This window comes from Bacillus sp. cl96, assembly GCF_900100505.1.
Taxonomy (GTDB): Bacteria; Bacillota; Bacilli; order Bacillales; family Bacillaceae_G; genus Bacillus_A; species Bacillus_A cereus.
The window spans coordinates 34,396-54,943 of the sequence record NZ_FNDM01000004.1 but is presented as its reverse complement, the minus strand read 5'-3'; the positions used below and the strand labels follow the sequence as shown (position 1 = coordinate 54,943).

Below are 20,548 nucleotides of genomic sequence, written 5' to 3'. Positions count from 1 at the left end.
GGAAGAGTATCCAAAGTACGTTCTTGCAGTTTTAGAATAAAAATTGATCCAATTAATACTGAAATTAATAATAACCTCGCCCTTATTGCATTTGTATTCCAAATACTAATGTTAACAAATTCTATATACTTTTTAGCCGTTTTTCTAAATAATAATGATTATGTCCTTTCGGATAATCTTCACTTACTCCGATTACTTTATATCCATGCTTCTTATAAAAATCAGGAGCTTGGAAACTAAAAGTATCTAAATTGATTAACCTGCACTCTTTTTCAATTGCAAATTCTTCAATAAGTTTTATTAACTTGGTTCCATAACCTTCGTGTCTATATTCTTCAGAAACCCACAGGAAATCAACATGTACGTGGTGCCAAAATGTAATTGCAGTTATTCCACCTACAATTTTCCCCTTTTCATTTCTCACTATAAAACTAATTTTTTCTGAAGGCTTTTTCTCTTCATCTGAAATATGTTTTTGGTTATATTCAATTACTTTTTCTCTTATGTAATCACTATCTTCTTGGACCCATTGTTTTACTATTTTCATTTTAATTATCACGCTCCTTTTACGATAGCTATTCAACTTCATAATGCTAATGTCCTGTCTAAATAATAGTCGTAGATCACTAATACAATTGTTTCATTTCACTAAAATAAAAAAAGCCCTACTACATTTCATCTGTAATAAGACTTATATACGTTGTGTAGAATCTAGTTAATTTCAATGAATATAATTGCTCAAAAAATATTAAAATTGTTCAATTCTTTTTTATGAAAACTTCCGTTATTTCAACACCTTAGGAGAATAGTCCAATTGTACCACTACGAAAAAGAATGAACATTCCTAAACCAATTAGAACAATTGGAACAATAATATGACAGTTTTCCTCAAGTACTTTAGCTAGTATAGGAGCTTTTATCAATTTGTAGCTAATAAAACACCATATCGCTATCATGGAAAAAAAGATAACTAATGTAACGATATTGGTTTCAAGAGTTTGACTAGCAAACATTGGTATATAAATCGAAATATTGTCAGCTCCATTAGCTAATGTAATTGAAGCTACTTTAAATAATGAAACAGTAACGTTATCGATAACTTCATTACTTTTATAAGAACGAAGTGACAATAGTCCTTTAACCCCCATATAAATTGGCACGAATCCTAATAATCCAATCCACGAAACAGGAATGAAAAAAGAGCTTAAAGACCCAATGATACTTAGAAAAATAATCATACTAAATCCTAAATATTGTCCAATAACAATATAAAGTTTTTTTCTCGTAGCTTTTTCGCGGACAGCTCTTCCTTCTTTCCTAATTACTTCTGTTCTTACTTGTGAAAATAAAACAAGTAGTATAAAAATGTCATCAATATTTGTTGTAGCGAATGCCACAACAGAAGAAATTATGGTTGTAATCAATAAAAGCCAACTACTTTCATTGTAAACTGATAAGAAAATAATGGTCTATGAATGAAGTGCACGTTCCATCACAAAGTTTGTTAACTGTAATTTTCTAAATGTTTTTAGCAACATGTTAGTTCCTTTATAAAACAATATGAATATTCTAAGTATCTGCTACTCATTTCATTTTAAATTAAATAACTCTATTCTCTCTACACAAAAAATGTTTTGTACTAAAAAGAGCCCTATATTAGGACTCTTTTTAGTATTACGCCACTTTCCGATGTAGATGTTTTAGTTCCTTTGTCTTCTCTGCAGTTGGTGGACGGATTAATATTGAAATAATGAAGGAAATAACACTTAAAACACCAATTATAATGAAAGTTGGTTGAAATCCTCCAAGTATCGCTCCAATGAATGATCCTGCAAGCGCACCAAATCCGAAACCTTGGTAGACAATCCCGTAATTTGTACTATGGTTTTTTAATCCAAAGAAATCTCCGACAATAGCTGGGAATATAGTTATATTACCGCCGAAGCAAAAGGCGACACTTGCTACACAAGCAAAATAGATCCCGTAATTTAGCGGAATAAAACTTAAAGTAAAGACTGACAAACCTATAATAATAAACGTTGCAGAGACAATTTTCATTCGCCCGATTTTATCTGATAACGTCCCAAGAATGATTCTACCTACTGTATTAAAGATTGCAATCATAGCAACGGCGTTTGCAGCGGTTGCTGCGCTAAGTCCAACAAGTTGTACGCCGATATCTTTTACCATACTGATTAAATACAAACCACCCATACACGAGGTGAATAACATAAAAAATAGCAGATATACTTGTTTCGTTCGCATCATTTCACGCGGAGTATAGTCATTGTGTAATGTTTCAGTTACAGCATTACTTACAATTGCCTCACGTAAGAAGAACGATCCGATTAACACTAAAAGTAACACGATAATACCCCAATATAAGAATGCTTGTGATACACCAAGGTTATCGATAAGATTTCCGTTTATATATCTAAAGATTAAGCTGCCCATTCCATACGCTGATACAGATATACCTGAAATAAGCCCTTTCCGATTTGGAAACCATTTAATTAAATTAGATAGTGATGTAATATAAGCTGTTCCATCCGCATAACCAACAACGACACCAGCTAATAAATATAATAGTGGTAAGGAAGAAACTTGTGAACTAAGTATTAAGCCGAGTCCTAAAACAATTCCTGCAGTAGCAATAAGTTTCCGAAGTCCTAATTTTTTCTGTAACTTTGCTGCAAATAAAGTTGAGAATGATAAAGAAAAACTTGTTATGGAGAAAGTTATCGCTACTGAATTAAGATTCCATCCAAACTTACTTACAAGGGGTTGATTAAATAAACTCCATGTATAAATTGTTCCAAGGCCAATTTGAACAATGATTGTACCTAGAACAATTAGTAACGAATTTATAGAAGTTTGTTTCATACTAACTGTCCCCTTCTTTTATCTTGACATGAATTTTCACAGTTAGTATATCCATCATAAATTGCAAGATACTGTACGGAAAATGGTAATTAAGTTCATATACACAAAAAGACACTTCATAAAGAAGTGCCTTTTGCAGGTTATATCAGATATTTCTAAAGAAAGCTTTGTTAAGATAAGACATTTTCAAATGCTTATGTATATATGTTATCAAATAATTTCTTAAATGTTATGAGACTTAAGACGTATTTTTCATTCATCATATAGTCGGATGAAAAATTAATATTCGATTTCATCAAAATCTTTCGGCTGCGGTACAGTTTGCATATTAGCTGCATCTTTAGGATCGCTATAAATTGCATTTTGCTCTGTATTTACATCTTTTATATTTTGCTTTTTATTTTTGTTCACTTTATCTTTCACTTTCAATCACCCCTTTTCGTTATAGGAGTAATTATGCCCTATTACCGTTACTAAATGTATCTGCGACTAAATTACTAAATTCACGTAAATAATATAAGTAATTATCACCACCGTAGTTATATCTTTTGTTATACATTTTTGCAACAACTACATTATATTCAGGTATTACTAAAATGGTCGATCCAGTAATCCCTAATATTTGATATGACCCTTTTGGAACACGTTCACCAAGTTCGCTTAATTGCGCAGGCTCATTTTGGATGAACCAAAACAATCCATTTTGTGGTAGCTCTTTGTTTATATATGTTGGACTCTGCAAACTCGTAGCGATTTTTATAACTTCTTTTGGAACAATTTGTTTACCATCTATCCCACCTTGATTTAAATGAAGATTGCCCCACTGCGCAAATTCTCTAGCTGAGACAAACAAATTTTTTTCAGTACCGTCATCTACCGTACCAATTTCACTAATTGCGTCTTCATTTGGATTATTAACAACGTCAACTAAATTTTCATCTCGCTGAACTCTCCAACCTGTTTCTTGAAAATTAGCAGGCTTAAACACACGCTCCTTTAACAATTCAGGAAAACTTTTGTTATATAGCTGATAAATAAGACGTGTCATCATTCTTACATTAATATCTCTATACGCCCATGATTGCCCCGGTGCAAATTCACGAAAAATTGTCCTGTCATTCGTTTCTTCTAATCCGTGCGAATGTGTTACTAAATGTCTTATCGTCGTTTTACTAAGCAATGCAGGATCAAAGTCTTTAAAATATTTTATCGCTTCATCATCAATAGAGTTTATTTTCCCCTCATAAAGCGCATACGCTATCATTAATCCTAAATAACTTTTTCTAGCAGAAGCAACGTTAAATTGTGAAGATGCTGTTACTCTCTTGGTTGTAGATGTATTTGAGTGATAACCACTATAATGCTCTAGTACGATTTTATTATCTTTTATAATACAAAGTGCTGTAGCAGAACTATGATTTTTTTCTTTTATATCCTCTACCCAAGAAATCAACTTATCATATGTATACAAATAAATCCCCCTTAATACACATCAAAATTACAGCATGAAAGAAAAGTGCAAAATAGTTTTTACACCTTTCTTTCATATAAAATAACTTGAATTTTCTATACTTAAATAATCCACCAGTTCCAGCAATTAAAGCAACTGAAACATCCTGCGCATCCTATGCATCCGCCGCAACGACCTGCACAACCACCACATCTACCGCCACATCCACCGCAACGTCCACCACAACCGCCACATCCGCCGCAACGACGTGCATCGTCTTGAATGTAATAGTATGGATATTGACTTTGTTGTTGATCCCAATACACAACATTGCCAGTTTGATAATCATTAAGGTTTAATGATTGTAGTTCTTGTTGAAACTGATTCATTATGAAACCCTCCATTTATAAATGTAAATTCCGTCCAAATATTAAAATTAATAAATTCTTTTAAACAAAGTAGAAACAAGACTATAGACTAAATGCGTACATCAACAAAATATGAACTTACACTAGGTGATGTACCTTGTTTTTCAGCCTATTTTCTTTATATTCATTCGATGGACGTATTTACTATAAATAAAGTGATTTAAAAATTACTAATCCAACAATTTAGTAGTTCATCACTTAACTTTCTTTCTAGTAATTCCTTCACTAAAGGCATTGGCATGATTTCATAATGATTTAAGGCTTCTTTATTATAATCTATCCAGTGAAATGCTAAATGAGACTCGCTAGATTTCGGTGTTAAGTCCGTATGTAAATCTTGTGACTCTACTTCAAAAATGTGGTTAATTTCATGATGAAGCACTTCTTTATCTTGCCATTGATTTTCTATGACGCCTAAAAATTGTTGTATACTACAGTTTACTCCAAGTTCTTCTCTTAACTCTCTTTTTAATGCATTCTCTGCTGATTCTCCAATTTCAACATGGCCACCAGGTAAAAAATAATGATGGCCGATATATTCAGCAACTAATAATTTTTTATCTTTTATCATGACTGCTCGTACAATATGATGAAATTTACTTTTCAATTGATATTCCTCCTAGTTATTTAATGTATAGTTTCTCAAAATAGTCATTTAGTATTGGTATAATATAAATCATAGGTGTTTCATACGGATGAATATCATTAATAACTTCAAGAGCATCTTTTACAAGTTCTCGTTTACACTTTATTTCAACTTTACATTCTTGTCCTTCGCATATTTGACCAATTTCTCCATTAAAAGGAGATGCCTCTTCTAAAGGTCTCCAATATCCTTTCACTGAACTATAGGAAAGACAATGGTCATATTCGCCCGTTTTACATGCTCCAATTTTATTTAATTCATCCCTTAATGTTTCAATATATTCTTCAGGAATGAACACTTCAATTTTCACTTCAGTAAATTGCATATTTCATTTCACACCTTTACTTCTTAATAGTTAAACAAATAAACGGTATACTTGCTCACCATCATACTCCTGTCCTAATGATATGAAACCATATCGTTCATATAATTTCTTTGCAGAGAGATTATCTTTATGTACGGTTAATCTTATTTCTTTACACGATTTAAAAGTATTTTTTATTATATCAATACTTTCTTGTAATGCTGCTTTTCCATAACCATTACCTTGTTGCGATTGATCAATAATAAATCCGTTAATCCAATACATATCCGATGTCTCTATTACAACAGCATGCATAACAAAACCAACCATAAGGTCACCATCGTATATAGCGAATGGTATGTACTCTACATTGTCACCATCTGGTTTTATATATACTTTAGCAAGTGAAACTGCTACAGCGGGGACAAATTTTCTTTGATCTTCTTTAACTTGTAACTTTAATGCATCTTCCCAATTGTCTCTCGTAACAACCTTTAACTGGACATTCAATATTGTAAGCTCCTTTATCTAGAGGATGTATTTTTATATTCAACGCATTGAAATAATTCCCTTTTTCGACAGCAACTTATAACATAATTTTTATAAAATCTTGAATGAATTTTTCTGCATCTATTTCTAAAGCTATACGGGCTCCTTCAGATTTAGAGTTAGGGCGAAAATCAGCAAATGTTTGTCCTTTCGTATCTCCGTATGTATCTACATTTACTGTACGATGCACAAATTCAAAAAAACTTGGATTTACTAATCCGCTTATTGCAACCACATCATGTAGCAAAGGTCCTTCCATAGATGGATTAAGTTTTTGGTATGCGGATAGATAGTAGTCATACATTGGTTTCATTATCATATGAAATGGATTCTTTGCATTAGCTTGAATATAGTTAAATACATTTGGTGTTAACACAGCTTTGTTTGTTACATTTAAAGGGAATATGAATAAATTCTTTGCTTGATGGAAAACAATTTTACTTGCTATCGGATCTCCATACACGTTTGCCTCTGCTAATGGCGTAACGTTTCCTACTTCTAAAAAAACACCACCCATGAAATAGATTCCTTTTACATTTAGCATTAAATCATTCCATAAATTAAAAGCAATTGCTAACGAGGTAGATCTTCCTACATCAACAATCGTTAAATCTTTTCCGTACTTTATAAGAATCGCAGCAATACTGCCGAAATTATATATTGGAATAGATAATATATTTTCTGGAACATGGATGGGCCCTAATCCTTCTGCTCCGTGAATTTCAGGATAGTACGTAGTGATTTCTTCTGTCAGTGGTTTTGTTGCACCACTAATGACAGGAATGTTTTGTCTATTTGCTAACTGTAAAATATACGCTGCATTATGTGCAGCATGTATATGCTCAACATTTCCGTATCCGGTTACAATACCGACAATTTCAATTTCGGGATGCAGTAAACCATACATAATGGCAAATGAGTCATCAATACCTGGATCTCCGAAAAATAATACTTTTTCCAAGAAATACTCTCCCTTCATAAAAACATAGAGTCATCAATAACTATGTATATGAAAAAAGCAAGTATATCTATGCGAATTTTAGAATGGATAATGTTTTACAAAACATTAAAAAGGAACTAGCGAATGCTAATTCCTTTCTTCAGTAACCATTCTCAAATTTAATTAATTATCGTATCCTTCATAAATTGCATCATTTATTAGATTTTGTGTTTTTTTATCATCAGGTACAGGCTTCCACCAATTTCCTGTAATAAATAACATAGTTAATAAATTATAACTATCACTAAAATAACTTTCTCTCTTATTCTTCATCCAATCCCAACCACTATTTACCCACTTTTGATTATTGCTACTCGTTATACTTGCAGCAATAAACGGTGAAACAAATACAGCAGTTGGATAACTACCAATATTGGATCCATTTAATTGATAACCATCCACAATTTTAGAAGGATTTCCATTCGTTTTATTTTGAATCCATGAAGAGACTTTATCAGAAATGACTTTACTTCGCTTCTCGCCGTACATCGCATAGTCCATTACAATTCTTAAAGGTACTCGACTAGCATTATAATAATATGCATTTGTATATTCTGACTCATCTAAGAAGTCTTTAGGTGCGGGTTGTGGTGGGTTTTTTACAACGAAATCTGAAATAAGTCCTGTATTTGGAGAGTACTTATTACTAAATTGCGTATAAACATCGTACAAATTATTAATAACAGTAAGCCAAGTTTTATCACCTGTAAATTCATAAAATGCTCTAAGGTGTGACATCATCCAATCAGATGGTCTCGTATCAAGTGAACTTTTAGAATCCCAATCTCCTAAATTTAGTCGGTTATTATTTGTAACATTACTAGCTTTAATACCTTTTGTAATCATGTCTTGTGCTTCTTTCAAATAATTAACTGTTCCATTAGATCCCCACTGCTTATGAGCAAGAAGAAGAGAATACGCAATATCTAAATCTCCATCAGTAGCAGAATCAAAATGACCTTGTGCTTTTTTACTATCTGCGACAACCCATCCCATTAAATTAGGATTTTGAGAGCTTTTAAAAGTTCTTGCTGTTTTAAATAATCCGTCATATATTTTTTGAGCATTCGAATCATAACCAGCCATTAATACTGTAATTATCATCCCATACCCTTGACCTTCTGAAGTTCCAAGTGGCTTAAACCCATCCGCATCACCTGTAATCTCTCCTTTTACGTAATAACCACCAGGTAAAGAAGATAAATCATTTTTCAAATATTTCTTTTTCCAATTATCGTAGTAACTTCTTACAGAAGCATTTAAACTTTCCTGTGTAACATGATTCGGTTTTATAACACCTGCATAATTAACTTGCTGGGGAAATGGTTTCATTTCCTTTGCAGCAGCTACTTGTTGATTAACTACGGGAATAGAATTTTGTATTGAATTGTCCGTTACACTTGCTGCGAAACTAGAATTAGAAAAACTAGCTAGTCCGATTCCTACAATAGAAATACATGTAAAAATATTTCTTTTTCCATTCATTATGTTGTCAGCTCCTTTTAAAATGCTTACTACATAAAATGTAACATACAATATTTAACTGAAATACAAAATATTATATTTATCAACATAAGAAAGAAACTATATAAAAAAGTATCATAAAATTATTATTGAATTACATTATACGGATTGATTATTTGCTAAATTCCTATGTTTTTCTTTTCTTAATACCGGTATATGAGCAATCACAATTCCAAGTATAGTAATTCCTCCGCCAATTATCGAAACCAAAGTTGGCACTTCTCCTAACCATATCCAAGCAATGAAACACGCAGTTATTGGCGTTAAATATAGAGAACTTGTTGCTTCAGAAGCACCAGCACGAGATATAATATAGGCCAATGCAATATACGGGAGTACTGTTGGAAAGACACCTAAATATATAACGCTCAAGTTAACTTCAAGTGGAGCTGCTAGTATTTCTTGATAAACTCCGGGTAAGAAAATAAGCATACATACAGTACTAGACAAAATTGTATATATGGTAAATGGTAAGAAGCCGTATTTTTTTAAGTAAGATGTTTGGAAAACGAAAAATAGACTTTCTGAAATCGCCGCTAATAATATAAATAATCCCCCGCTATTCAATTGAATAGCATCGCCCTGGCTAAATGAAATTAAGGCAATTCCTGCAAAACTAATTACACCACCAAGCCAACCATTTAATTTCATTTTTTCATTCAAAAAAACAGAAGCAAGAATTGCCGTCACTATTGGAGTGACTGAAATGATTAAACTTGCAGATCCAGCATTTACTGTTTTTTCGCCGTAGTTTAATGCGATGTGATAAATAGTAAATCCTAGAGCACCAAATATAAAAATTGCTGGGATATCCTTTAAATCCGGTAGTCGTAGTTTGTATATAAATGAAAATAACAAAAGTATAAATGAGGCGATTAATAAGCGTAGTAAAGTAAGGTGTTCAGGCGTATAAGATTCAAGCCCCATACGAATTGCTGGAAAAGCAGTTCCCCATATAAGAATTGTAAAAGCGTGAGCACATATAATGCGTAAATCCCATTTTTTATTATGCATATTTTCTCTCCTTCCCTAAAAAACCAACCATTTTTAAATTACCAATTATTTCTTTTCATCATATTTAATAGTTGATACAATGTCTTCAACCAGTTATTTATCGGAAAAACCAACCACTTTGAATCTTTTAAATAAACGAAGGAGTTTTTTATATGACGACCGATAAAAAAGTGCCCAAATATCAGCAGATAATAGACTATATGAAAGAAAAAATTGAAAACGGAGAATGGCCAATTGGAAGTAAAATCCCTAGTCAGCGGCAGTTAGCAAAATTATTTCATGTAAATCGAAGTACTGTAATTACTGCGCTAGATGAACTTATAGCAGATGGTTTAATTCAAGGACAAATCGGAGCAGGAACAATTGTAACAAATAATACATGGTCATTATTAGCAACTAATCCTTCGCCCGATTGGAGTGAATATGTAAAAGCCGGTATTCATAAACCAAGTAAGTTAATGGTGCGAGAAATAAATGAAGCAGAAGCAAATAAAACGCTTATCCATCTTAGTAAAGGTGAACTTGCACCTCATCTTTTCCCGCTCGAAACTATGCAATCTATAATAAAAAACGTCAGTGAGGAATTAGATTATTTCGGATACGAAGAACAAAAAGGTATTTATCCGTTACGTGAAGCAATAAGCAAATATGTAAGATCATTTGGAATACATGCATCACCGGATTCTATATTAATAGTCTCTGGTGCACTCCAAGCATTACAATTAATATCGATTGGTCTTTTACATAGAAAATCAACTGTTTTACTTGAACAACCTTCTTACTTATATTCACTTCATATTTTTCAATCAGCAAATATAAATTTATCCGGTATATCAATGGATCATCACGGTATTTTACCTAACGACTTATTAAAACGAATTAAATATAGTCAAAAGAATAATATTTTATATTCAATCCCTTGTTTTCAAAATCCAACGGGGATATTGATGTCCAAAGAGCGAAGAAAAGAAATATTAAAAATATGTGAAAAAGAGCAATTGCCTATCATCGAGGATGATATATACCGAGAGTTATGGCTTGATGAATCACCTCCAGCTCCTTTAAAGTCGATGGATAAACATGGACATGTATTATATATTGGTAGTCTCTCTAAAACACTTAGCCCAGGACTGAGAATTGGATGGATAATCGGACCAGAACCTGTTATTGATAGATTGTCAGATATAAAAATGCAAACAGACTATGGATCCAGCTCTTTATCTCAAAGAGTAGCTGCTGAATGGATAAATGAAGGTTTTTATGAAGCACATGTAGCAAACGTAAGAATGAACCTGAAAGAACGAAGACAAATAATGATACGAGCTTTAAATAAATATTGTGCAGATATTGCATCATGGGATATTCCTAGTGGTGGATTTTTTATATGGCTAAAGGTTATACATAACATTCCGATGAAAAAACTATTTTCAGAGGCACTATCAAAAGGAATTCTTTTAAATCCGGGACGTATTTATGAAGAAGAATCAGATCAGTACATTCGTTTATCATATGGATATGCTACTCCAGAACAAATGACTAACGGAATTAAATTGCTCAGTGAATTAATTCGGAAGTTAACGGCATAAAAAAAATCCTCTTTTGTTTTTGGAGGATTTTTTTATGTATCTTATTTACCACAATTTCATTTCCTGCCCTAATAAAATAAGCTCTTCATAAGGATCTCCGTCAATATTTAATACTTGAGCAAAAGCAGGTTCTGTTTTTAAACCTTGTTCCTTTAAGCGAATAACTTCTTCCCTTATATGGGGATGCTGCATTAATAACATGTGTTCCACTATCATGTGTCTATATGCATTTTGATTACGCACTGGCTTCGGTTGAGCAAATAATTCAAATTCAAAACCTTCGAATTCAAAATTCACCTTTATCGATTCAGTACCTTTAATTTTTTTCTTTTTTATGTTGAACCCTCCATAAGAACCATATAAAGATCTCATTTCCTGCTCAAAAACATCAAAATTATATACTTCCATTACAATATCTAAGTCAGATTGAGGAGTATCAATTCTTATAGGGATTGTCCCGCAAAGAACGGGATTATATAAAGCTAAATCCTCCATTATGTTTAGGCTATTCAAAACATCATATATTTTTTGTTGTTTCTCATTGCCAGATTGTAAATATGTAATAGATGTAAACATAGAAGTCTCTCCTTCATTTAACATAATAATCATCTCACTAAATATTTAAATCATTGGGTTTTGTTCTAGGAGTACCTTTATTTCAATATATTAAGCCGAACTAACTATATTTTTCAACTTTTCTCCTATACTGCAATACTATAAAAATAAAAAAGGAGGAATTATTATGAGCATTTTTAACATTCTTTTAACCATACACATCCTATTTGGAACAATATGCTTAATCACTGGTATTGTAGCGATGGTTGCCCAAAAGAAGAAAGGAAAACATACCGAATGGGGCGAAATATATCATGCATCCTATGTTGTCATTACCCTTACGGCAATAATATTATCCATTATCAACTGGGATAAAATCGCATATTTATTTTATGTAGCAATCTTCTCTTATTCATTTGCGATTTATGGATACCTTGCACGAAAAAAACGTTGGAAAAATTGGCTCCATCACCACATTAGAGGTATGTTAGGTTCTTATATAGGTGCAGTCACCGCACTTTTAGTAAATATCGGCATCCATATTCCCATTATAAATTTACTTCCGCCAATATGGTTTTGGTTTTTACCGACCTTAATTGGTATCCCCCTCGTAGCCAGTGTATCAAAAAAATATAAAAAGCGTAGTTGAAATTAATTACATTTTGATTACTTTCTGATTATTAGAATGAAAAATTATACTCTATGTATCACAAATGATATTATGAATGCTCGTCCTATGAATATTAAAAATAAAATGCCGCCCAACAGGACGGCTCTTATTTTTACTTTACAAACGTAACATATTCACCAGAAACCCATTGATTTCCACCAACATTATACCAACCATCTTTATATCCAAACGATTGATATTTTTCACCTTGGTACACGTTTTTCACAATGCCGTAATTTGTTCCTGGGCCGGTACGAACACGCAATACATCAGCGATTATAGTAACTACACCTACACCATCGTTTGATGATTGTGAAGTTGCTGGTACATTTCCTCCCGTATAACGGATGTATGATGGATCGTTATAAACCCACTGATCGCCACCTAGATTTAACCAACCATTTGTTTGTCCAAATACTTTGTAGGACTCACCTTTCCCTAATTGACGAATAACGCCATATCCAGTACCAGGTCCTTTTCGTAAATTTACATTACTACCGTTAATATAAGCAACCCCTACATTATCATTCGACGTGGGAGGAGTCACTACGTTTTGAGCACCTTTTCCAAAAGTATCCGTTCCATACCCTTTGTAGTTATATTGCAAATGCGGGCTATCCACAAATCCTTTCCAGTCACCGCCCCATTCGAAACCAATTTGTTTAGCATAACGAATTGCTGAAGCCCACGGTTCTTTATTATAGCCATTCCAATCTTCTGTACCATTCGACTGAATTGGAACAAAATCTAATGCCTGTCCTACTAAGTGATATGAGCGCATCGTTTGTGATGCTCCTTTACGAACATATTCACGTTGTTGCTCGACTGTACGGATTGTTTCATAAATTAATACTTCAATTCCATTGTCGATACAGTACTGATACCACTTAAAAGCTGCAGCTTTCGTATTATCCGCTAATTTATTCAGATTACTTACATTTCTATTGTGGTATTTCAATATGCAACATCTCCTTTTCTATTATCCTATGCAAAACTCGTCTCACGGGTTGTACATATACCTAGAACGATACGAAGTACAAATACATAGGAAGCCAATTCAGCTAAAAAGGTTTTCACTTCTAGCTTCAAACTTTGTAAGTTGAAATCGAAGCAATAAAAAAACCACAACCTAAGTCTTCAAGTTGCGGTTTTTGGTATTTTCTTTTTATATGCTACATGCCTTCTTGCATTGATAATCCTAATATGCAGGTTTTGTAAATTTTTCCTTTATGAATAACACTTCTTATTCATGACTTTTCAAATCCAATAATATTGAATGTAAACGATCCGGATAATTAGTAAACATCCCATCGACTCCCCATGAAAGTAACTTTTTCATATCTTTTTCATTATCTACTGTAAATGGATGAACTTCTAATCCGCTTTTCTTTATTTTCTTTACGTAATCTGAATCAATATATTTGTAATTCATACCAAGACCTATGCAGTACGTTTTATACTTTTCTATCTCTAATTCTGTTAATTGAACTGCTTTTTTATAAGGTAATAATTGTACTAAGGATATATTACTATTTAAGCCATGAATCTTTTGTAGACTTTCTTCACTAAACGATTGAATAATAACTTTATCCTGTATTTCATAATGATTAATAATTTCTAATAATTTTTCTTCCATTCCTGGATATTCATTAGGTGATTTTGTTTCGATATAATAGTTCGCATTATGCCCAAACGTTTTAATAATTTCTGTTAATGTTGGGACTTTAACATTTTCAAATTCTTTCTTTGCTAAGTTCGGATATTTTTCATTAAAAAAAGAACCTGCATTTAGTTGCTTTACTTCTTCTAATGTATGCTCTTTCACTAGCCCTGTACCATTTGTTGTACGGTTTAAGGTTTCGTCATGCATAGCCACTAAATGTCCATCTTTTGTCATTTGGAGATCAATTTCTATATAATCTCCATTCATTTTTTGGCCTAATCGATATGCTGCTATTGTATGTTCAGGCGCGAACGCAGAAGCACCTCTATGTGCGATATTTTTTATATGATTTGATTGATTCATAGCTTTAGTATACTTATGTTCATTAATTTTCTGAAAAACAAAGATACTTATTATTATAAAGGCACAAATTATTGTAACGAGATATATCTTTTTCATAACGATTTATAGGCTCCTATATAAAGACAATTTAACTTGAATGATTTACTCAATTAAATGTCGATTTTCCAATACAGTCATTTTGCCGATAGCTTGAAATCCCGATTTTTTATAAATATTGATTCCATCGGTTGAAGCTTGTAATACACAATACGTATTTTTAAATTTATGTGCTTCTTGCAGCAGGAAATTGAACATAGTAGATCCAAACCCTCGTCCTCTCATTCCTTCTTTAGTTGCTATGTCATAAATACCAATACTATCTTTTGAACATATCAATGAACCAACAGTTACGACTTCACCTTCATATAACCCTAAAAATAATTTCATATTCTCACTGTTACATATATCAAGATTAGAAATTTGATTATAGAATGCTTGTACATGTATACCTTCTTCTGATGTGCCGAATAGATTAGCTAACGTTTCTCCAAATTTATTTATTTGTCCAGGTGAAGATGCTTGTTGAATAGTAAAACTTACTGGCATGTGTATTGTTGGGGAAATTGTTTTTAAGTCTGCTACCATCGCAATATTCTGTTCCACTTCTTTTAAACCGATTTTAATTAACTCACTTTTTATATCCCGCTCTTGCTCCTCATCCCATAACCAAACACTCATTGGAAATTTCTTTTGATTATAGTATTCTACCTCTTTATATAATTTCTCGATCCCTTCCGTTAAATTATTGTTTAGTAGAGTGATGATATTAAATGTATCGGCAGGTAATCCACAATCAACAGCAATATAATCTTTCGTTTTTTTTATACTCATTCCGGGCACAAATTGCGCAACATATGAAGTTTTAAATGCAAAGTTTTCTAGTAGTAGTTGTTTATAATTCATCAATAGTTCTCCTTTTCATAAAAAGTAACACTCGAATTTTTCTATATTAAATATAACATATTAGAAATTTACCATTTTCTATAAAAAGTACCTCTTTAAATTGTGCTCTATAGTTTAAAATAATTAAAAATGATATAACGTTGTCGGAATGAAAAAAGTGGTATATAATAAATATTAACATTACTAGTAATTATTTTAGGTATTCCTAGAATAAAGGAGCGATACATATGAAAATTACTATTTATTTCGGAAGTCATGAAGATCAAGATGTTCGTACTATGGACTGTCATTTAGATGTAGAAGATACAGAAGAGATTGTTTCTGTATCATAATATAAATAGTTAGGGTAAACCCTATCCCTTACAGCGTTTAAGGCACCTTTTATAAGGTGTCTTTTTTGTTATATTTTCATCAAAAACCCTTTACTTTATAGCGTTTTAATAGTAAAATATAAATATACGAACAAATGTTCTTTTTATTTTAAACGTACATGAAGGGATGATTTTAACAATGGCTCCATTAAAGCGCAGAGGAAGAAAAAAGCAAGCACCTATTATTTCAAATACAGGCTTTATCGGCTCTGTCTTTATTGATACATTGGAGTTACAAAAGAAATCCTATTATTTCGCTCGTAAAAAACTTCAAATTGTTCATCACGTACTAGATGGTCTCTCTGGAGCAACAAGTGCTTTATTTAAAGAACATAACATTTCAGCATACATGTCATGTGTGTATTTACATAAACAAAAGAAAATTGGTTTTGTTCTTTCAACGAAACCATTTGAACAAAGTGATGGCGTTGCTTATTTTGTAAATTATTTAATCGAAAAGAATTTTTATGGCGGCCATGACGAAGATGTAGAATATCAAGAAGTATTTAATACAGGTTTTATCGGTGTAGTATTCGCTGATTTATCTAGTATAGATCGCTTTAATTTCGAGTTTGAAATGGGTATGCTAACGAAATTAATGAAAGATATGATTATTCCGGTTAAAGAACTCTTTTTACGCCATAATGTACCGGCTTACATCTCCACTTCTCACTTAGAAGAACAAAACAAATTAGGTTTCGTTCTCTCTGTAAAGCCATATGACGAACGCGCTGAAGCAGATTTATATTTTGAAGCATATTTAAAAGAACGCGGATTATTTATTGGTGATGAAGAAGATGATATTGATAAGATTGTCATTAGAAAAACTGCTGAATTACGATAGAAAAGCGCAGGATGCTGATCCTGCGCTTTTTAAGTTACGTTAAACACTATAATCTTTTGAATGAATTTCTAAATTAAACTTATTTGCTAAAATTTTATTCAAAGTAAAAAATACAATCCCCCCTGCAATGGGAAGCGTGTAGGCTGGAATGAAATTTAATAATAGTCCTGATATTGCAAGTGCTATTGGTTGCATTATTTTACCTAAGCTTAATCCAATACTAAGAACTCTTCCTCTATATTCTTCAGGAATCTCATTTTGCATGAAATACATTAAAGGAATATCAATTTGTGCTATCATAAATCCTAAAAAGAACATAATCATGCAATACGTAGTAACATATACCAAATTATTTACTACAATAGATTTAAATAAAACAGGTATCCCTGAAACTATCATAAAAATTGCCAACATAAAACTTATTTTTTTCAATAGATAAGAATAAGAATAACAATCAGTTATCTTTTTCACTAATATTGCACCAACTATCATACCTATCGGAAAAGTCCCTTGAATCATACCAAATTGCTTAGAATTAAGATTGAGAACTGTGTTAATAATGTATGGCAACGGAACGGTTACAGCAAAGCCTAAAAAGAAATTAAGGGAAATTAAAATACTAAAAGTATTTTTTAAGCTTTTCCGCTCCAATAAGTAAGAGTATCCCTCCTTTATATCTTCAATAAAATTAATTTCTCTAATTGAACATTCCTTATTTATGTTTTGCTCGCACAATTTAAAGTTTATAAACAATATGGATATAGCCGAAAGGATAAATGAAATACCGTTAATAATTATAAAAGTTTTCATATCAAAGACTGCAAAAACAATGCCCCCTAACATAGGCCCTAAAATTAAAGATATAGAATCGATAATTTTACTTATAGAATTAATACTCATTAACCGTTCTTTAGTAACCATATTCGGTTTTACGGCCTCTAATCCTATTCCAAAAAACGTTGTAAATACGGTCATAAGAAAGGTAGTAGTATAAATAATTAATAAGTTTAATCCATAATAGTTGCTCAATATATAAACAGTTATTAATAAGCACCCGCTTAATACATCCATGCAAACGACGAGTTTCTTTTTATCAACCTTATCAGCAATGACACCGGCAAATGGATTCATAACAATCATTGGAATCGTTCCTAAAATAAGCGTAATCGCGAAATTTAAAGCAGATCCGGTTATTTGTAATACATACAATCCTAATGCGAAACTATAAATAGAGCTACCAAATAGTGATACTGTTTTTGCAATTGAATATAAACAAATATTTCTTAGTTCTTGGTTTCTATTTTTATTTTCTATATGTAATCGTAAACTTCCCATCATTTTCCCCCCTGCATAACTTTGTATTACGTACATTGTAAGTTCTTGGGTCAGCCCAATAGCAATATGTACGATTTGAAAAGTTTTAAGGGAAAATAAATAAAAGATGGAGTTAACCCCATCTTTTTCCGAAAAATGAATATGTATAAATTTCTTCTCCTTGAACAAAGAAATCTTCGTACTTTCCGCCTCTTTTTAAATAATTTGAAGTGCTTTCATCAATCGATTGAAACTGTAAATTTTGGATTTCTTTCGTTACTTTTGCAGATGTAAAATTCCCTCGGAGTCTAGGTACAATTTGGCTATTTATGCTAAATTTATTAAATAAAATAAATGAACTTAATAAATAACAATTGTGTTTAAAAAGGGAATTTAATTCGCGCAATAAGAACTCCTCATGTTCAAAACTATAATTACTTGTACCTGATTGATCGATTACAATATCAATAGAACTACTCTGAATAGGTATGTTTAGAAAGTCGGCACAAATAAATACAATATTTCTTTTCACATTTCTTCTCTCAATTACATCTTTTAAAAGTAAAAGTTTATTCAAATCTCGATCAACAGCAATATATAAACACTCTTCCGGTAGTTCTTCATAAATATTTCGTAAAAAGAACCCAATACCAGACCCTAAATCAAGTAGTATTTTTTCATTTAAATCTAATTGCATTAGTTTCTTTTTCGCCCATTCTCCTCCTCTTTGAACATTTTCCAAAAAAGCAGTATCCGTTTCATGGATATAATCTGAAATAGAATCTTCAAGTGATTTCCTCTTATACACCTCAAATAATTTTCCAGCTGTTAAAACTCCGGAAGTAATCGCGTATTCTTCACCACAATTACAAATTAATTTCCCCTCAACAATTTGATTTTTATTAATAATGCCATCTTCAAGAATTAAATTCCCGTTACACTTAACACATTTAAATAAATGAAGTACTTTTAAATCTACCCCTAAAATTGAACTCGAAATTTCAGTTTCTATAGATAAATTATTTAACGTTTTCTTTAATTTATCTTTTCGTTCCTTTAAGGTTTTTATCTCTTGCTCAATCTTTTCATATTTTACTTTAAATAAAGATTGATAAAAAATATCCTTTTCATAGTCTAAGGATTTCCCTAAATTTTTATAAAGAAACAGTTCTTTAATTTCATTCAAGCTAAACCCTATCCATTTGTACTCTAATATAAGTTCTATATCCTTTTGACAATACTCGTCAAAAAAATAGTGACTTCCTTTTTTCTCAGGAATAACGAGTCCGAGATCCATATAATGTCTAATCGTATCTACACTTACATTATTTACTTCTGCAAACTTACTGATTTTCATCCTAATCACTACCATTTATATATTTGTTTATACATACTTCTTTATTACTTTAAAAAATCCTTTCATCTCCCTATACAAAATTATTTATGCTATGAAAAAGATGTAATTAATTTTAAAGTTCCGCCACATCCCCATTAAGCTAAGCTTATATAAGTTTAGCTCCTCTTTTTTAATCTTGAATTTAAAAAAGAGGCGCAGGTATTACGTTTATGTCTATATATCTAAAAACTGTGAGTTCATGGATGAATTTAAAACTGCGGCGTAAGTACTGCAGTTTCTTCCTTTTTCATTGAGTTGAAATATGTAAAGTTACGTACTTTAACTGTAGCGGACTTGTACTACGCGTTCATATTAATTTTATAGACGTTTAAGGATTTTGTTTTATGGTAAGTATTCTTGCTGTGAAATCAGGATTATAAATATAGATGAACGTGATTCAAATCAAAAAAAGGTACTCCTAGAAGTACCTTTTTTACTATTCTACATGTGCGAACGCTTTCAAAATTATTGGATATAAATTGATGTACGCATTGTATTAAATGGGGCATTTATAGATGTCTTTTGGTACTCAAAAGTTCCTTGTTGGTGTCCAGACGCATCCCATTTATAATACCAGCCAACGATTGGTCTTCCGCCAATTATAGTGGAATCAATACTTTTTACATTAGAACCATTCATTTTAGCAAATGGGTTTTGGCCATAGCCCATTTCTTTCGTTGTAATATATAAGTATTTTCCCCCGTGGTTACGCGATGTACTGAAGCTGTTCTGATTAATTGTTTCTACCCCGCCTAGCTCAGACTCTACTTGTACGACGTTTAGTGAAGTAAGTGGTGCTGCTGGTCCAGCTAAAGCTTCTGTTGCCATTCCTAATCCGACGAACGCTGTGATTGCTAACGATGAAATCCCTAGTGCTGCTTTTTTAAACATAAAAAACATCCCCTTCCATCTATTGTTTTCTCTTTCATTTTCAATATAATCCTAATAACCTTATATGTAAATAGATTGTAGTTTTATAAATATTAGTGCGAATATTCTATTATATATTTCTACAATTCTATTACTCAATATGAATGATTTACAGT

The 20,548-nt window shown here is 31.9% G+C and carries 22 protein-coding genes; 3 read left to right on the top strand and 19 right to left on the bottom strand.

The features are described from left to right. Window positions 1-121 precede the first annotated feature (121 nt). The 12 genes from BLT20_RS10420 to BLT20_RS10365 form a co-directional block, all read right to left on the bottom strand. Complete coding sequence (locus BLT20_RS10420) at window positions 122-547, bottom strand: GNAT family N-acetyltransferase (RefSeq protein ID WP_000706722.1); 426 nt, start codon at window positions 545-547, stop codon at window positions 122-124. A 250-nt stretch (window positions 548-797) separates the two neighbouring features. Then, on the bottom strand, window positions 798-1,424 hold the full coding sequence (locus tag BLT20_RS10415; protein ID WP_000633409.1) for a cadmium resistance transporter: 627 nt from the start codon (window positions 1,422-1,424) through the stop codon (window positions 798-800). A gap of 250 nt (window positions 1,425-1,674) precedes the next feature. Beyond that, on the bottom strand, window positions 1,675-2,883 hold the full coding sequence (locus BLT20_RS10410; RefSeq protein ID WP_000815165.1) for an L-lactate MFS transporter: 1,209 nt from the start codon (window positions 2,881-2,883) through the stop codon (window positions 1,675-1,677). 279 nt (window positions 2,884-3,162) lie between these two features. Next, the gene (locus BLT20_RS30550) at window positions 3,163-3,306 is read right to left on the bottom strand and encodes a hypothetical protein (RefSeq protein WP_000653680.1); all 144 of its coding nucleotides are present in this window, start codon (window positions 3,304-3,306) and stop codon (window positions 3,163-3,165) included. Between the two features lie 31 nt (window positions 3,307-3,337). Then, entirely contained in the window at window positions 3,338-4,354 is a 1,017-nt protein-coding gene (locus tag BLT20_RS10400) for a serine hydrolase domain-containing protein (protein WP_000288895.1), read from the bottom strand. Window positions 4,355-4,455: 101 nt separating this feature from the next. Next, the gene (locus tag BLT20_RS10395; protein WP_001071389.1) at window positions 4,456-4,722 is read right to left on the bottom strand and encodes a heterocycloanthracin/sonorensin family bacteriocin; all 267 of its coding nucleotides are present in this window, start codon (window positions 4,720-4,722) and stop codon (window positions 4,456-4,458) included. Window positions 4,723-4,921: 199 nt separating this feature from the next. Next, window positions 4,922-5,368: an NUDIX domain-containing protein gene (locus BLT20_RS10390; RefSeq protein ID WP_000836839.1), complete on the bottom strand. Its 447-nt coding sequence runs from the start codon at window positions 5,366-5,368 to the stop codon at window positions 4,922-4,924. Between the two features lie 16 nt (window positions 5,369-5,384). Beyond that, entirely contained in the window at window positions 5,385-5,732 is a 348-nt protein-coding gene (cutA, locus tag BLT20_RS10385; RefSeq protein ID WP_001160791.1) for a divalent cation tolerance protein CutA, read from the bottom strand. A 30-nt stretch (window positions 5,733-5,762) separates the two neighbouring features. Beyond that, the gene (locus BLT20_RS10380) at window positions 5,763-6,221 is read right to left on the bottom strand and encodes a GNAT family N-acetyltransferase (RefSeq protein WP_001102671.1); all 459 of its coding nucleotides are present in this window, start codon (window positions 6,219-6,221) and stop codon (window positions 5,763-5,765) included. A gap of 76 nt (window positions 6,222-6,297) precedes the next feature. After that, window positions 6,298-7,221, bottom strand: a complete 924-nt coding sequence (locus BLT20_RS10375) for a nucleoside hydrolase (RefSeq protein ID WP_000416797.1) — start codon at window positions 7,219-7,221, stop codon at window positions 6,298-6,300. A gap of 162 nt (window positions 7,222-7,383) precedes the next feature. After that, on the bottom strand, window positions 7,384-8,745 hold the full coding sequence (locus tag BLT20_RS10370; protein WP_001013617.1) for a family 8 glycosyl hydrolase: 1,362 nt from the start codon (window positions 8,743-8,745) through the stop codon (window positions 7,384-7,386). A gap of 138 nt (window positions 8,746-8,883) precedes the next feature. Next, complete coding sequence (locus BLT20_RS10365) at window positions 8,884-9,798, bottom strand: DMT family transporter (protein WP_000551623.1); 915 nt, start codon at window positions 9,796-9,798, stop codon at window positions 8,884-8,886. Between the two features lie 152 nt (window positions 9,799-9,950). On the opposite strand from BLT20_RS10365, the gene BLT20_RS10360 reads away from it, so the two are divergent. Further along, window positions 9,951-11,384, top strand: a complete 1,434-nt coding sequence (locus BLT20_RS10360; RefSeq protein WP_000205594.1) for an efflux pump transcription regulator NorG — start codon at window positions 9,951-9,953, stop codon at window positions 11,382-11,384. A 45-nt stretch (window positions 11,385-11,429) separates the two neighbouring features. Here the strand turns inward: BLT20_RS10360 and BLT20_RS10355 are convergent, their stop codons facing one another. Further along, window positions 11,430-11,960 (bottom strand): DUF4269 domain-containing protein, encoded by a 531-nt coding sequence (locus tag BLT20_RS10355; RefSeq protein WP_000495197.1) that lies wholly within the window; start codon window positions 11,958-11,960, stop codon window positions 11,430-11,432. A gap of 166 nt (window positions 11,961-12,126) precedes the next feature. On the opposite strand from BLT20_RS10355, the gene BLT20_RS10350 reads away from it, so the two are divergent. Next, window positions 12,127-12,588 carry a DUF2306 domain-containing protein gene (locus BLT20_RS10350; protein WP_000021743.1) on the top strand — a complete coding sequence of 154 codons (462 nt, stop codon included), beginning with the start codon at window positions 12,127-12,129 and terminating at the stop codon, window positions 12,586-12,588. A gap of 133 nt (window positions 12,589-12,721) precedes the next feature. Here BLT20_RS10350 and BLT20_RS10345 read toward each other — a convergent pair whose 3' ends face one another. From BLT20_RS10345 to BLT20_RS10335, 3 genes are all read right to left on the bottom strand, one after another. Further along, complete coding sequence (locus BLT20_RS10345; protein WP_000873738.1) at window positions 12,722-13,567, bottom strand: SH3 domain-containing protein; 846 nt, start codon at window positions 13,565-13,567, stop codon at window positions 12,722-12,724. Between the two features lie 285 nt (window positions 13,568-13,852). Continuing rightward, entirely contained in the window at window positions 13,853-14,731 is an 879-nt protein-coding gene (locus BLT20_RS10340) for a glycerophosphodiester phosphodiesterase (RefSeq protein WP_000725647.1), read from the bottom strand. 45 nt (window positions 14,732-14,776) lie between these two features. Next, the gene (locus tag BLT20_RS10335) at window positions 14,777-15,577 is read right to left on the bottom strand and encodes a GNAT family N-acetyltransferase (RefSeq protein ID WP_001107093.1); all 801 of its coding nucleotides are present in this window, start codon (window positions 15,575-15,577) and stop codon (window positions 14,777-14,779) included. A 510-nt stretch (window positions 15,578-16,087) separates the two neighbouring features. Here BLT20_RS10335 and BLT20_RS10325 point away from each other — a divergent pair. After that, on the top strand, window positions 16,088-16,792 hold the full coding sequence (locus BLT20_RS10325) for a hypothetical protein (protein ID WP_000035355.1): 705 nt from the start codon (window positions 16,088-16,090) through the stop codon (window positions 16,790-16,792). Window positions 16,793-16,831: 39 nt separating this feature from the next. Here BLT20_RS10325 and BLT20_RS10320 read toward each other — a convergent pair whose 3' ends face one another. The 3 genes from BLT20_RS10320 to BLT20_RS10310 all read right to left on the bottom strand — a co-directional run bounded on the left by BLT20_RS10320 (window position 16,832) and on the right by BLT20_RS10310 (window position 20,393). Continuing rightward, window positions 16,832-18,127 carry an MFS transporter gene (locus BLT20_RS10320; RefSeq protein ID WP_000535186.1) on the bottom strand — a complete coding sequence of 432 codons (1,296 nt, stop codon included), beginning with the start codon at window positions 18,125-18,127 and terminating at the stop codon, window positions 16,832-16,834. A 112-nt stretch (window positions 18,128-18,239) separates the two neighbouring features. Continuing rightward, a complete protein-coding gene (locus BLT20_RS10315) occupies window positions 18,240-19,463 on the bottom strand; it encodes a MerR family transcriptional regulator (RefSeq protein WP_000703282.1) in 1,224 nt (407 codons plus the stop codon). A 504-nt stretch (window positions 19,464-19,967) separates the two neighbouring features. Next, window positions 19,968-20,393 carry a DUF4879 domain-containing protein gene (locus tag BLT20_RS10310; protein WP_000472909.1) on the bottom strand — a complete coding sequence of 142 codons (426 nt, stop codon included), beginning with the start codon at window positions 20,391-20,393 and terminating at the stop codon, window positions 19,968-19,970. Window positions 20,394-20,548 lie beyond the last annotated feature (155 nt).

Coding starts and splice junctions, on each gene's coding strand:
- BLT20_RS10420 (WP_000706722.1), bottom strand. CDS start 547: ATGAAAATAGTAAAACAATGGGTCCAAGAAGATAGTGATTACATAAGA.
- BLT20_RS10410 (WP_000815165.1), bottom strand. CDS start 2,883: ATGAAACAAACTTCTATAAATTCGTTACTAATTGTTCTAGGTACAATC.
- BLT20_RS10395 (WP_001071389.1), bottom strand. CDS start 4,722: ATGAATCAGTTTCAACAAGAACTACAATCATTAAACCTTAATGATTAT.
- cutA (WP_001160791.1), bottom strand. CDS start 5,732: ATGCAATTTACTGAAGTGAAAATTGAAGTGTTCATTCCTGAAGAATAT.
- BLT20_RS10370 (WP_001013617.1), bottom strand. CDS start 8,745: ATGAATGGAAAAAGAAATATTTTTACATGTATTTCTATTGTAGGAATC.
- BLT20_RS10365 (WP_000551623.1), bottom strand. CDS start 9,798: ATGCATAATAAAAAATGGGATTTACGCATTATATGTGCTCACGCTTTT.
- BLT20_RS10360 (WP_000205594.1), top strand. CDS start 9,951: ATGACGACCGATAAAAAAGTGCCCAAATATCAGCAGATAATAGACTAT.
- BLT20_RS10355 (WP_000495197.1), bottom strand. CDS start 11,960: ATGTTTACATCTATTACATATTTACAATCTGGCAATGAGAAACAACAA.
- BLT20_RS10350 (WP_000021743.1), top strand. CDS start 12,127: ATGAGCATTTTTAACATTCTTTTAACCATACACATCCTATTTGGAACA.
- BLT20_RS10340 (WP_000725647.1), bottom strand. CDS start 14,731: ATGAAAAAGATATATCTCGTTACAATAATTTGTGCCTTTATAATAATA.
- BLT20_RS10335 (WP_001107093.1), bottom strand. CDS start 15,577: ATGAATTATAAACAACTACTACTAGAAAACTTTGCATTTAAAACTTCA.
- BLT20_RS10325 (WP_000035355.1), top strand. CDS start 16,088: ATGGCTCCATTAAAGCGCAGAGGAAGAAAAAAGCAAGCACCTATTATT.
- BLT20_RS10320 (WP_000535186.1), bottom strand. CDS start 18,127: ATGGGAAGTTTACGATTACATATAGAAAATAAAAATAGAAACCAAGAA.
- BLT20_RS10315 (WP_000703282.1), bottom strand. CDS start 19,463: ATGAAAATCAGTAAGTTTGCAGAAGTAAATAATGTAAGTGTAGATACG.
- BLT20_RS10310 (WP_000472909.1), bottom strand. CDS start 20,393: ATGTTTAAAAAAGCAGCACTAGGGATTTCATCGTTAGCAATCACAGCG.